We start from the raw sequence: 13,754 nt of genomic DNA on the forward strand, positions 1-13,754 counted from the left end.
CGCAGACGCCTGACCAGGCACAACCCCCACGCCTAGTGACACGCCGCATCAGCACGCCCGCAAGCGTTTCCCCAGCTCAGACCCCAGATCTATGTGTCTTTCCTGCTACACATCTGCGGAACGCGGGATTCACGGGCGGCGATGAAGATCGTTTTGTTGGCCTTGGTGTTTCTGCTGCCAGGGCTGCTTCAGCTTTCCACTCAGCCAGTGGTCGCAGAGGCGCGGCAGACAGATCTGGCGCAGGTGGAGCCGCCCCAGCAGCAGAGGGGGAGCTCCGGAGTCCCGCCCACTTTGGTAGACGCTTCGGCTACGCGAGCGAATCAAGAAGCCGCTGGCCCGAAGTCGGCTTCCGCCAAGGCACCCGCGGGTGCGCTGGGACCTGACAGGTCCTATGCCGGTGGGGTGTGGACTGCTGAGCGTGAGCCTTCTAGGGGATGGATCCCCCGAGACTCCTTAGAGCGGAAAAGGGCTTCCAGCGTCGATTCGCGAGCGACCGCAATGGTTGACACGCCCTCGATTGGAACGTCATATCCGGAAAGCGGTACCCAGGTCGACACGCTGACCCCGCAGCTTCGGGTGGAGGCCTACAACACCGGCCTTTCTAACTGGTGGGACATCGAGCGTGAGTACAAGGTCTGCGAGGCAAGCACGTGCACTACCTCGCCTTGGAAGCCGTGGACTGACCCGTACTGGACGGTGCCCGTCGGCAAGCTGCAATGGGGCAAGTCCTACACCTGGGAGATCCGGGTACGGGATATCACTACCGGCGGAACCAGCGTCCGGACCGGCATGTACTTCACCACCGGTGTCCGTCAGCCGCAGGTGAGTTCCCTCCTGGCCACCAGCGGAGTCAATGGCCAGGAGTTTCATCAGGTGCCGGGCAACTACACGGCTACCGTCACGGACGCGTCGATCGCCACGGCGGGATCGGTTCCGCTGGCCGTGATGCGCTCCTACAACAGCTTGGACAGACGGGCCAAGACCATGTTCGGCGCGGGCTGGTCGACCCGCTTCGATATGAAGATCGCCCCAGAGGGCGGGACATCGGAATCGCTCCTGCTCACCTATCCCGATGGGCGGCAGCTCAGGTTTGTGCAGCATGTGGGGAAGAGCACCTATCAGCCTCCGCCCGGCATGCACTTCACGCTGACCAAGCAGACCGCTGGCGGCTGGAAGCTGATGGACAAGCAGTCCACGGTGTATGAGTTCGATACGCAGGGCCGTCTGCTGAATGTGGCCGACAGCCGTGGACGTGGCCAGCAGTTGACCTATACCGAAGGCAAGCTCACCAAGGTGACCGCGGACGGCGGACGGTCGCTGTCATTCTCCTTCACGGGTGATCATGTCACCGCGGTGTCCACCGACCCGGTCGGCGGGACGCCCCTGACGTGGACCTACCACTACGACGGCGATCGCCTGGCCAAGGTGTGCGCTCCCGGGCAGGAATCCAGTTGCACCGCCTACACCTACGACAGCGCTTCACGCTATCGGGAGACGGTGCTCGACTCCCGTCCCGTCCATTACTTCAGGCTGGGCGAGGTCCGTACCGAGACCTGGCCCGAGGTGGGCACAGTGACGTGCTTCCCCGATGAAGCCGACGCGGTTGGGTGCCAGACGTTCGGCAGCGGCACCGTGACGGGACAGCCTGGCGCGTTGGCCGGGACGACCAATGCGGCGGCGACCTTTCAAGGCAGCGGGCGATCCTCTCACTTCGAAATCGGTCCGACGCTGACCAAGCTGGGTGACCAATTATCGGTCGAGGCATGGTTCAAGACCACGAAATCCGGATTCATTTACTGGGCGGGAAAGGGTGCCTGGAACGCATCCTCTCCCGGTTATGGGGTTCCCGGCCTGTACGTGGGCACGGACGGCAAGTTGCGGGGCCTGCTCAAGCTCGCGCTGGGAGCTGAGACCCCCGGCACGCCGGTGGCGTCGCCACAGGCCGTCAACGACGGGCAGTGGCATCACGCGGTCATCACGGTGGCCAACGAGAACACCGCTCTGTACGTGGATGGCGCGGCTGCCGGATCGGAGCCGGTAGGCGTGGAGGACTGGGACTGGGTCAGTGGTTCGGTGATCGGGACGGGCGCGGCCGACTCGTACCTGCCCGGAACGCCCGCAGGCATCAGCACGCCGGCCGAGTTCGGTTTCCAGGGCTCCATTGACGAGGTCGCACTCTACGATCGGGCTCTGACCGCCGCGGAAGTGCGTGCCCATTACGACGCGCGGGCCGAGGCGGCGTTCTCCCTGTCAAAGGTAACGCTCCCATCCGGCCGGACCTGGATGTCGGGCGCTTACGATCCCGCCAGCGGCCGGTTGACCAGCATGACCGATGACAATGGCGGAACCTGGAAAATCGGCGTTCCCGTCCTCGACCACGACAAGCGGATCAGCACCGCCAGCGTCACGGACCCGCGGCAGAAAACGCTGCAGTTCGAGTACGACCCCTGGCGCGGTCATCGACTCGTCTCGGCCACCGACCAACTGGGCAAGAAGACGACCTACAGCTACGACACCGGCGGCTTCCTGCAGACCGTCACCGATCCGAACAGCACCAGCATCACCGATTACAGCGACGCACGCGGCAACGTGGTGCAGCGCAAGACCTGCCGGACAACCAGCAGTTGCCAGTACACCCACTACTCCTACTACTACAACGCCACCAACGTCTTCGACGCGCGCAACAACCTGCTGACCACCTTCAGGGACGCCCGTTCGGCGAGCAGCACCGACAACACCTACGCGACCGTGTGGGAATACAACACCTACGGCGAACAGACGAAGGAGACCGCTCCGGCAACGCCCGACTTCCCGCAAGGCAGGTCCTTGACGATCGCCTACACCGACGGAACGGAAGCGGCCATCGGCGGCGGGACGACGCCCGCCGGTCTGGTGAAGACCCGGACGGACGCGCGGGGCAACGTGTGGGAGCAGCGCTACACCGCCGCCGGCGACCTGGCCGAGCAGACGGAGCCGGAAGGACTGATCACCACATACGACTACGATGCCGTCGGCCGGGCGGTGGCCCGCACCGAGATCTCCACAGCGTTTCCCGACGGGGTCAAGACCTCCCTCGCCTATGACGGGCTCGGCCAGCTCGTCAGGCACACCGGGGCACCGGTGAAGAACGAGATCACCGGTAAGACGCACACCATCGAGACCCGCCACACCTACGATCCGGACGGCAACACCCTCACCGACACCGTGGCCGATCTGACCGGCGGCGACCCAGAGCGGACGATCACCTACACCTACGACGCGTTCGGCCGCGAGGAGACGGTGACCGGGCCCGAGGGTGGAGTGGTGCGCGCGAGCTGGGATACCAGCGGAGCGCGGACCACGGTCACCGACGAGTTGGGCTCGGTGTTCGGCTACACCTACACCGAGCGCGGCGAGCCGGCCACCCGGACGTTGAAGAACTGGACGGGCAGCCCGGTCAACCCGCAGCCGTCCCAAGAAATCGTGCTGGAGTCCTACTCCTACGACCCCGGCGGGAGGCTGGCGGCTCAGGTCGACGCGATGGGCCGCAAAACTTCCTACACCTACTTCACCGACGACCTGCTGGCGGACGTGATCGCCAAGGACGTCAAGGTGAACGACCTCACCACAGTCAAAGACATAGTGCTGGAGTCGAACACCTACGACGCGGCCGGCAACCGGGCCGGAGTGAAGACGCCCGCGGCTCAGACCACCTTCGCCTACGACGCCGCCGGGCGGCTGGCCTCCTCCACGTTCGATCCGGCGGGACTGGCTCGCAAGGTCACCAACGCCTACGACGCCAACGACAACCTCCTCAAACAGACGCTCACGGCGGCAGGGACGAGCCGGGCCGAGAGCGTGGAGTTCGGCTACAACAAGGAGAACCAGCTCGTCCGCCAGACGGTGGAGAACGGTGAAACGGATCTGACCACGACCTGGTCGGTGGACCAGCGCGGCCTGGTCACCGCGAGCGTGGACCCGCGCGGCAACCTCAGCGGCGCCACGGCCGCCGACTTCACCACCCACCACCGCTACGACGCCCACGGCCGCCTGGTCGAGGCGAAGGCTCCGACGGTCACGGTCGAACGCGCAGGCACCGCCGAGTCCACCCGCCCGACCACGCGCTTCGGCTACGACAGTGCCGGGCGGCAGACGCACGTCATCGACGCCGAGGGCCGCCAGAGCACGACGGCATTCGACAAGCTCGGCAGGGTGACCGCGGTAACCGGTACGCCGTACACGCCGCCTGGCGGCACCCCGCTCGTTCCCCAGCAGTCCTTCGCCTATGACGCGGCCGGCCAGCTCACGAAGGTCACCGACGCGCGCGGGAACAGCTCGACTGCCGAGTACGACGCGCTGGGCAACCAGGTCCGCACCACACAACCGGCGATCGACGGGCAGCCCGGCGGCCAGGAGGTCACGGAGTACGACCTGGCGGGCGAGCCGCTGGCGCAGGTGGATCCGACGGGCGGCCGGATCGAGGCCACCTACGACGACCTGGGCCGCATGATCACGCGGACGCTGATCGAGCGCCGGCCCGCCATGGCCGCGTACACGACGAAATTCTCTTACACCAACGCGGGCTTCCCCGACACCATGACCCCGCCCATCGGCAAGGCGACGTCCTATGGCGTCAACGCGGCGGGCGAGATCACCAAGATCACCGACCCGCTCGGGTACCTGACCGAGATCGCCTACGACGCGGCCGGGCGGACGGCCAAAACGACCACACCGCTCAGGTACGCGAGCGTCTTGGAGTACGACCTGGCCGGTCGGCTGATCGCGAGCAAGGACCTTGACACCGCCGGCGCTATGAAGCGGATGGTCGAACACGGCTACGACGCCGCCTCCAACCCGGTGCGCACCACCTCCGGCGAGGGCCACGTCACCACCCGCTCCTACGACGCCACGAACGTCCAGACCCAGCTTGTCGAACCGGTCTCGGCGACGGAGTCGATCACGACGACGTTCGGCTATGACGCGACCCGGGCTCCGACCCGCAGCACCGACGGCCGCGGTAACACGGTGTGGACGGGATACAACACCCTCGGGCTGGTGGAGACGGTCACTGAGCCGTCCACCGCGGCTCACCCCGCGCCCGCCGACCGTACCTGGACACAGTCCTACGACGCGGCGGGCAACCTCACCGTCCTGCAGCAGCCGGGCGGCGTGCGCATCGACCGGCACTACGACGCCCTGAACCGGCTCACCAAGGAGACCGGCCAGGGCGCCCAGGTCGCCACCCCCGAGCGGGGCTACCGCTACGACGCCACCGGGCGCCAGGTTGGCATCGGCGACTACAGCCTGGAGTACAACGACCGAGGACTGCTCACCAAGGTCACCCGTGGCGCCACCCAGATCGCCCTCGCAGCCTTCACCTATGACGCCCTCGGAAACCCGCTGACCAGGTCTGACAGCTCCGGCAACGCCACCTTCACCTGGGACGACAACACCCGCCTGGCCACCGCGGCCGACCCGGTGAGCGGCCGCGCCTTCACCTACGGCTACGACAAGGACTCCCGGCTGACCTCGCTGAACTCCACCAGCCCGGTCAACACCCAGGTCTTCACCTACGACCCGCTCAGCCGCGTGGAGACCCACACGCTCAAGAGCGCCACCGCCCAGCTCGCCAAGATCACCTACGGCTGGGACAAAGACGACCACCTCATCTCGAAAACGACCGAAGGCACCGCCGGTGCGGGTGGCAACACCTACGGCTACGACCGCGCCGGCCGCCTGACCTCCTGGACCGCCCCGAACGGCAACGTCACCAGCTACACCTGGGACGGCGCGGGCAACCGGACCAAGGCCGGCGAGGCGACCTACACCTACGACGAGCGCAACCGCCTGCTGTCCGGTGCCGGGACCGACTACACCTACACCCCGCGCGGCACCCTGGCCACCGAGACCACCGGCACTGCCACCAAGAACCTCGTCTTCGACGCCTTCGACCGGCTGGTCAACGACGGCGAAGCCACCTACGCCTATGACGCACTCGGTCGGCTGACCACACGCAAGAAGGGCACCGAGGAGAGCCGCTTCACCTACTCAGGCCTGGCCAACGACATCACCACGGTGTCGGACCAGACCGGCACGACCAAGGCGAAATACGGCCGCGACCCCAGCGGCGGCATCCTCAGCCTCCAGGAGGGCGGCGATCCCGCCCTGGGGGTCATGTCCGACCTGCACAGCGACGTGGTGGCCACCTTCTCCGGCACCGCCCTGGTGGACTCTGTCGCCTACAACCCCTTCGGCGAGCCGATCGCCCGCACCGGCGCCCAGCGCTCGCTCGGATACCAGGGCGAGTACACCGACCCGGACACCGGCAAGGTCAACATGGACGCCCGCTGGTACGTGCCGGGCACCGGCGGCTTCGCCTCCCGCGACGACTGGACGCTGTCCCCCGACCCCTCCAGCCAACTCAACCGCTACCTCTACGGCCAGGGCGACCCACTCGCCCACCAGGACCCGAACGGCCACTCGCCGCACATCAACGTCAACATGAACGTCCCCCGCCCCGAGCCCGGCTTCAAGAAGGGCTGGTCCCAGAACTGGTGCAACGGGGGCGGCGGTCCGACCTGCGCACAAGCAGAGAAGTTCGAGGCCGCAGGCAAGACCGAGGCTGAGTTCTACGACCGGGTTCACGCGCCCGCCGCCCAGCACTACAACAAGGCGGACAAGCAGAACTCCGACACCTGGACCGGCTCCGGCGACCCCGGGAAGAAGCACAAGCAAGGAAATCGCCCCACCGGCAAGAAAAGAACGCAAGGGCAGAGCTCCAGCGGCACCAAGAAGGACGACAAGAAAAGAACCAAGAAACGTCGCGACCGGTCCGACGACGACGATGACGAACAGGCGCGCAGCCTCGACTCCGACCGCCGCGACGACCGCCGCTGTACCCGCAACTGTCCGCAGCCGAAGAAACCCGCAGCGAAGAAGAGGACGCCGACCAAACCCAAGAAGGCCGTGAAAGGCTCGGTCAAATCGTCGGCCAAGGGTGGCACGCCCAAGAAGCGCCAGACCAAGAAGAGCACGGACGAGAAGTGCCGCACCGGCCCCTGCACGGGCACCTACAGCGGCATCGAACTGGGCCGCGGCAGCGTCGCCACCGCCTCCGACTACGGCGTCAGCGACTGGAAGAAGGACATCGTCGAGGATCTCGCCGAGACGACGACCGATTCCATCATCGACGAGATCCTCGACGACGTCGCCCCCGACCTTCCACCCAGCAACCCGCCCGGCCTGAACGGCTGCACGCCATCAGGCAACAGCTTCGTCCCCGGCACACGGGTACTGATGGCAGACGGCAGCCACCAGCCGATCGAAGACGTGAAGGTCGGAGACCGGGTCATCGCCACGGACCCCGTGACCGGAATCACGGCCGCCAAGCCGGTCACCACGCTGATCACCGGCGACGGCACCAAACACCTCGTCAAAATCACCGTAGACGTCGACGGGGCCCGCGGCGGCACGACCGACGACATCACCGCCACCGACAACCACCCCTTCTGGGTGCCCGCACTGCGTGAATGGGTCGACGCTGGCCAACTGCAGCCTGGGATCTGGCTGCAGACCTCAGCGGGCACCTACATCCAGGTCACTGCGGTCCAGGTGCGGACAGCCATCCAACGGGTCCACAACCTCACCGTAGACGGAATACACACCTACTACGCGGCTGCGGGTGCAACCGACCTACTGGTCCACAACGCTGACTGCACCAATGTTCTGTCGAATACGCCTGATGTCGACAACGCAGACACGCTAAGGGGACACGATCCGGGTACCGCCTTCAGTGGCGTATATGACCCAACGAGCGGTACATTTCGAGCTCAGCTGAACGTTCCGCTAAGAGGCCCGAACACACCTCCAAACGCCGTGAACCGCACGGGCGGACACGGCGAGATCAACTTCTTGCACTTCCGCGGTTCTCGGGACACGGTTGGGTTCACACTCTTCAAGGACGAGGAAGGCTTGTCGGTAGGCTGGCTCTCAAGAAGCGTCAATGGACGAAACCATGGCGATCCAATGGCTCCCATGGAGCATCGACAGGGAATCATGGATCTTGTGTCGGTGACCACTGGTCTACCAGTGAAGTCTCGATGAAAGGAGTGATCATGTATGTATTGCGCATGCCCCTGCCCAGCATGCTGCTAACCGCCATCGCAAGAGGTAGTTGGCGAACACCGGGGGATTTGGGGCTATTGGAGAGGGTATTCCGTTGCGAAGCAGTCGATCCCCGCTTCTATTCAAAACAAGAGATCTTGAGTGAGACGGAGCGTTGGCATGCCGAAAATGACCCGGAAATTCTTGCTCAATATGAAGGAAGGATAAACACTGAGGATCCACCAGGAGACATCGTTCGACATCGATCGATAATCATCGGCGATCTCGGGCCAGATTTGCCATTTGCTCTGGATTACCGGCGAGTCGATGAGGAACCATCAGTTATCTTCTTGACGGTAGAGGGGAACTGGCGAGAGGTAGCGCCAAGCATTGCGGCGTTCATGAGAGCCCTGAAGATCGACTATGTACCTTAATTAAGGTTGGCCACGACAACGAGCGCTCAACGATGAGGACGTGCGCGGCTGAGACCAGCCGGTCGACGGCGGACTGCGCAAGTAGCGGGTCGGCCATCATGGCCAGCCATTCGCCCGGCTCACGGTTGGAGGTCATGACAGTGGCGGCCTTGCGGTGGCGTTCCACGACCAGTTCGTAGAAGTCGGCCGTCTCGATCTGGCCCAGGCCTTTGAGCGCGAAGTCGTCGATGATCAGCAACTGGACGTGGGCCAGGCGGCGCATCTCGGTCTCGACGCTGTTGTCCAGCCGGGCGACCTTGAGCCGTTTGAACAGCTCGTCGGCGCGGGCCACCACGGTGGTGTAGCGGCGGCGAACGACGATATGGCCGAGCGCGGTGGCCAGATGTGTCTTTCCCGTTCCGACCGGCCCCAAGATCAGTGCCCCGTAATCGGCGTGGCCCAGCTGTCGCTGCTGGGCCAGGGCGAGGCGTTCGGGCAGGGTGTCGAGCATCTTGCCGAGCTTGAGCGCCCGCAGCGTGGTCTTGAGGTCTCCGATGATCGGATCACGGACACGGCTGCCCGTCGTGCTGCCCGTCGTGCCGGTCATGAGGATCGCTCCAGTGCGTCGCTGGGGCCCAGGAGCGTCAGGCGAGCGCGGCGGGCCGGGTTGAACTCGGCGGGGTCACGGGCGAAGCGGCCCGCGCCGGGCGTGGCGGCGGGACCGGGACGTGCTCGGTGCCAGCTGCGAGCATCGTCGAGATCTTCGACACCGACAGCACGTCCAGCTCCAGCGCCTTGCCGCAGGCCGCCTCGACGCCGCCGGCGCCGTAGCGGCGCCCAGGCCGAGCAGCCGGTAGACCTGCCGCATCCGCGTCCAGGGCAGACTGTCGTCGAAGTGCCGCTCAGCATAGATACCGACGTTGACCCCGGCCCAGCGGGCGGCGCGGACCAGCGTGTCGATGTCACCCATCGCGTAGGCGGCCCGATGCTCGGGCAGGTCGGCCCGGTCGGTGCTGCGCCCGCCGGCCTCCTGGCGCAGGTGGGTCTTGACTGGGACCATGCGAACGCTGCAATCGCGAAATACAATGTCGTCAAATGCAGGGCAACATGGACTGCCAGGTCTGCCCTGTGGGCGTTGTGGACGACTACTGGGGAATCTGGATATCGATTAAGGGACAATGCTTGAAATCGGAATCGATTCGACGCACACTGACGTGCTGGCAGCGATCAACGCATTAGGGTGGCCACCTGGAGGAAGAGTGGACATCTCTCAGTGGCTAACGCCCTTGACTCAAGAGGGCTACCATGTTAGCCCTCTTGTCAAGAGAGCGCTGTCCTCATTGGGTGGGCTAATAGTTGAGCCGGTCAATTCCGATGGGCCTAATTTTAGTAACGATGAACCCCTCAACTTTGATCCTATGTTGACAGGGTCGGGCCAACGTGAATTGGCCCAAGAGGTTGAGGTCATTCTTGATGGTATCTACTTCCCTATTGGGGAGTGACTGAGCCAGTCAAGCGTATTCCTCGAAGCGGGGGGCAGAATGGTTGCTATCCGACTGGGGTGGATATGGGAGCTGGGCAGCACCTTTGAAGAAGGTCTGGAGTTGGCTGTCAGGGCGCATAGGCCACTAATTTGCCTGCATACTGATCCTGGCATAGATCCATGGCCGGCCCCGGTCTCTAACTAAAGTAGTAGGCACCCCTTGTGATGGTCTCACTTGGGGGATGCCGAGCCTTGGTTGACGGCTACAGCGGTCGTGATCGTTTTCTGACGGCTACGGGTCGGGGCAGTCGCCGAGCGCGCCTGACATGCGTTCCGTGGCGTCACGTTATCAGCGTGACGTTGCGCCGCAGATCTGCGCGACCTTTGAGCCCGAAGAAACCGATAGCCGCGGGCCGGAAGACCGGCCTGGAATGGGATGTTCATTTACAAAGATAGTAATACGATCGAGAATGGCAATCGCCGAATGCGCAAGCTTTTGAGGTGGGCCGATATTCCAGATTCAGGTATAACGGATACCACGCGAATCTACATTAGAGGGTTTGATCGGTGATACGTTTCTGGTGGGCTAGGCACCGCAAGCGCGTCTGGCCCACGGTCGAGAATCGAGCTGGTGTCCTCGGCAGAGGAGACATCAAAGAGATTACTCTTGATGAGGTCGAGCGCATGGCTCGACAAGCGAAGGCTCATCATTGGAGAGGCCAAGGGCGCCCAGCCTGGCTGGATGAGCATTGCGCATCAATCTCAGAGCTCTACCTTACGTTCCTGCACGAGGAGTCCGAAGACTGCTTTCGCTGCTCCGTCACAGCACTGTTCGAGGGGGGAGGAGGTCATTTCGGGCTTGATGTTGCGCGAGATGAATTTGATTCACTTCCAGATCTGCAAGAATCCGCTGTGATTGAGCTTGCGCATCGCTTCCTGGAGTCATTTCCCACTGTTCGGCTAGATGTCGAGCAGCAGGCTGCATGGAACCGTGGCTATGGCGAGATTTAGAATGGTTTTCTCCAGACTTGACTTTCGCTGTTCTAAGTGAAGCCATGCGGCGTGTGGGTGCCTGAACTCGGCTGTCAGCCTCGGTTCTTCAGCAGGCGGTGTACGCGATCGCGCTGCGCGCCCTGGCCGCCGAAGTCGGCCCCAAGGCGCCGCTGACCGCGCTGGAGGGCGAGACCGGCGCCGACCGCCTTCGCCGGCTGGGTTCACCGGCCCCTGGGGGACGGCGGCCGCGGCCACCTTCAACGCCCCCCGCCTGGATGCGCTCGGTTCCGCCGGCGCCTGGTGGCGGAACCAGGACTGGCTGACCGGCGAACCCGCTGCGCCACATCCGCCGCCGCGCCCGCACTCCCCCGTACCAAGGCCCTGGACCGCGGCCAGGTCGGGGTGCTGCTCACCCGGGAGAAGCTGTCGCTGCGGTAGCGGACCCTATTCTGGCTGCTGTCTGAGAGCGCCGCCCGGACCGAAGAGGTCCTCGCCCTCAACATCGCCGGGCTCGACCTGCGCAACCGGCGTGCCAAGGTCCGACGCAAAGGCGGCGCGGTCGACGTCATCGTCTGGCAGACGGCCGCCGCGCTGGCCCGGTGTCCTGACCTAACCGGCGCGCCCGGGTTCGCTGGCGCCGGCCGACGTCGCCCCCCGGCTCCGGCAGGGCACGGCTGTCCGCACCGGCGCGCCGCCGAACTCTTCGAGCAGGTCACCACCGAGTTGCCCGCCGGGCCGTGGACGCTGCACCAGCTGCGCCACAGCGCCCTCCACACACGCCGCCGAAGACGGTGCCGACACCTCCACCCTGCTTGCCTACTCCGGCTACGACTTCTGTCGCCTCGCTGGCCCGTTACGCCCGCGTCTCCCCGAAGCGCTGGCTCGCTGGCAGCAAAGCCGCGACCCGCCGCCCCCGCCGGGCGCTCCGTGGTCGGCGCACGGCGGGCGCTGTCGTGCCCAGCCCCGCCGCACTATCGTCCGGAACATCTGCGCGCGATCATTGACGTGCGGCCTCCACCGCGTATTGCGTCGGAGTGATCAGTGCGCCCTGCCCGACAGCAAGAGGAGAGGGTTGGAGCCTGGAGGAGCCCGAGGCCACTGCTGATGCCTGTCTACTCGCCGACCGCCAAGTCAACCCCTTCGGCGCAGTGGCCATGCCTGTTGTGATGATCTTGTCACATTGTGCGACAAGATCATCGCTGCTACCGGACTCGGAACACAGGGGATGCTCGGCCAGATCTGGCTGAGCACCCTCCGAAGCGTGATGACAAATTTGTCATCACGATCAACTATTGATCGCCGAATTCCGACTCCAGCATCCATACCGCTTGCTTGAGTGTGGGGAGGAGTGCGTCCTTGCCCCAGTCCGGGTCCTCCTTCGCTGCCTCGATCAGGTGCCTGCCCTCACTGTTGCTGACCAGCTCGGCAAGCTGCCGGAAACGGACCAGGTTCCTTGAGCGTGCAGTCTCTTCTCGCGGCGTCGCGATCCCGGTGCCGCGTTGTCACAGATCGCGCTGCTACCCGGTCTTTCAGATGAGCCGAACGACAGGAGCGAGACCTTGCCATCAGCCAGGACCACCATCCGGATCCGAATCCGGATGAGCGAGCGTGCCATCGATGAGCCGCACCGCGCTTCGAGCCAGCTGGAGCTGCTGTTCGATCTCACGTTCGTGGTCGCGGTCGCGACGGTCACCGCCCAGCTCGCGCACAGCGTGGCCGACGGTCACGGCCTCGCCGCGCTGGTCCCGTTCCTCCAGGTGTTCTTCGCGATCTGGTGGGCGTGGATGAACTTCACGTGGTTCGCCTCGTCGTACGACACCGACGACGTCGCCTACCGGCTCCTGACCATGGTGCAGATGGCCGGCGTGCTCGTCCTCGCCGCCGGCGTGCCCGCCGCGACCGGTCACGGCGGCTTCGGGATCGTCACCCTGGGCTACGTCATCATGAGAACCGGGCTCGTCGCCCAGTGGCTGCGCGCCGGCCTCGAAGACCCGGCCGGCCGCCGGACCGCGCTGCGCTACGCGGCCGGCATCACCGTCGTGCAGCTGGGGTGGTTGCTGCGCTTCTTCCTCGTGGACACGGGCGTCCTGCCCGCGTCCTCCGCGCTGCCGTTCTTCGCCTGCCTGGTCGTCCTTGAGCTCCTGGTGCCGCGGTGGGCGGAACGGACCAGGGCCACCACCTGGCACCCGCACCACATCGCCGAGCGCTACGGCCTGTTCACCATCATCCTGCTGGGCGAGAGCGTGCTGGCCGCGAGCCGGGGAGTCGCGGGAGCGCTCGAAGCGGACGAGATCAGCGGGCACTTCGTCGTCATCGCCGTCTGCAGTCTCATCCTGCTGTTCGCCCTGTGGTGGCTCTACTTCCTCATCGAAGCCGGGGAAGGTCTCAGTGACCGCCGTCACCGGTCGTACCTGTGGGGGTACGGCCACTACGCCATCTTCGCGGCCCTGGCCGCGCTCGGCGCGGGGCTCGAAGTGGCGGTGGAGCAGAGCGGGCACGCGGTGGCGGCGTCGCCGACGGCCCTCGGCTACGCCGTCGCGATCCCGGCCGGCGTGTTCCTCGCCGCGCTGTGGACGGTCCACGCGCTCGTCGCCGAGCCCGTCATCCACCCCGCCGCCGTCGTGGGCTGCCTCGCCGTCCTCCTGTCCCTGCCGCTCGCGGCGCCCGGGATCGGCGTGGCCGGGGTGGTCGCGGCGATCACGGCCGCCTGCGTCCTGCTGGTCGCCGTCACGATCACGATCGCCGGCCGCGAGGCCGGCCGGCCGCCAGCGTGAACGCCCCTG

At 65.4% G+C, this 13,754-nt stretch carries 7 protein-coding genes; 5 read left to right on the plus strand and 2 right to left on the minus strand.

The window, feature by feature from the left end; all coding sequences use genetic code 11:
* The first annotated feature begins 498 nt into the window (after positions 1 to 498).
* Positions 499 to 8,082, plus strand: a complete 7,584-nt coding sequence (locus ETD85_RS32380; RefSeq protein WP_170246949.1) for a polymorphic toxin-type HINT domain-containing protein — start codon at positions 499 to 501, stop codon at positions 8,080 to 8,082.
* Between the two features lie 11 nt (positions 8,083 to 8,093).
* Positions 8,094 to 8,516: an SMI1/KNR4 family protein gene (locus ETD85_RS32385; protein ID WP_138693611.1), complete on the plus strand. Its 423-nt coding sequence runs from the start codon at positions 8,094 to 8,096 to the stop codon at positions 8,514 to 8,516.
* Here ETD85_RS32385 and ETD85_RS32390 read toward each other — a convergent pair.
* Both ETD85_RS32390 and ETD85_RS32395 read right to left on the minus strand, forming a co-directional pair.
* Entirely contained in the window at positions 8,482 to 9,102 is a 621-nt protein-coding gene (locus tag ETD85_RS32390) for an ATP-binding protein (RefSeq protein ID WP_138693612.1), read from the minus strand. The genes ETD85_RS32385 and ETD85_RS32390 overlap by 35 nt on opposite strands.
* Before the next feature lie 75 nt (positions 9,103 to 9,177).
* A complete protein-coding gene (locus tag ETD85_RS32395) occupies positions 9,178 to 9,555 on the minus strand; it encodes a hypothetical protein (RefSeq protein ID WP_206058821.1) in 378 nt (125 codons plus the stop codon).
* Between the two features lie 118 nt (positions 9,556 to 9,673).
* Between ETD85_RS32395 and ETD85_RS67600 the strand changes: the two genes are divergently transcribed.
* The 3 genes from ETD85_RS67600 to ETD85_RS32415 all read left to right on the plus strand — a co-directional run bounded on the left by ETD85_RS67600 (position 9,674) and on the right by ETD85_RS32415 (position 13,745).
* On the plus strand, positions 9,674 to 9,997 hold the full coding sequence (locus tag ETD85_RS67600; protein WP_138693613.1) for an SUKH-3 domain-containing protein: 324 nt from the start codon (positions 9,674 to 9,676) through the stop codon (positions 9,995 to 9,997).
* Positions 9,998 to 10,545: 548 nt separating this feature from the next.
* Entirely contained in the window at positions 10,546 to 10,989 is a 444-nt protein-coding gene (locus ETD85_RS32405) for a hypothetical protein (protein ID WP_138693614.1), read from the plus strand.
* Positions 10,990 to 12,569: 1,580 nt separating this feature from the next.
* Positions 12,570 to 13,745, plus strand: coding sequence for a low temperature requirement protein A (locus tag ETD85_RS32415; RefSeq protein ID WP_138693615.1), 1,176 nt, complete (start codon positions 12,570 to 12,572; stop codon positions 13,743 to 13,745).
* Positions 13,746 to 13,754: the final 9 nt, after the last annotated feature.

It is taken from the genome of Nonomuraea zeae (assembly GCF_005889725.1).
In the GTDB taxonomy this organism is placed as follows: Bacteria; Actinomycetota; Actinomycetes; order Streptosporangiales; family Streptosporangiaceae; genus Nonomuraea; species Nonomuraea zeae.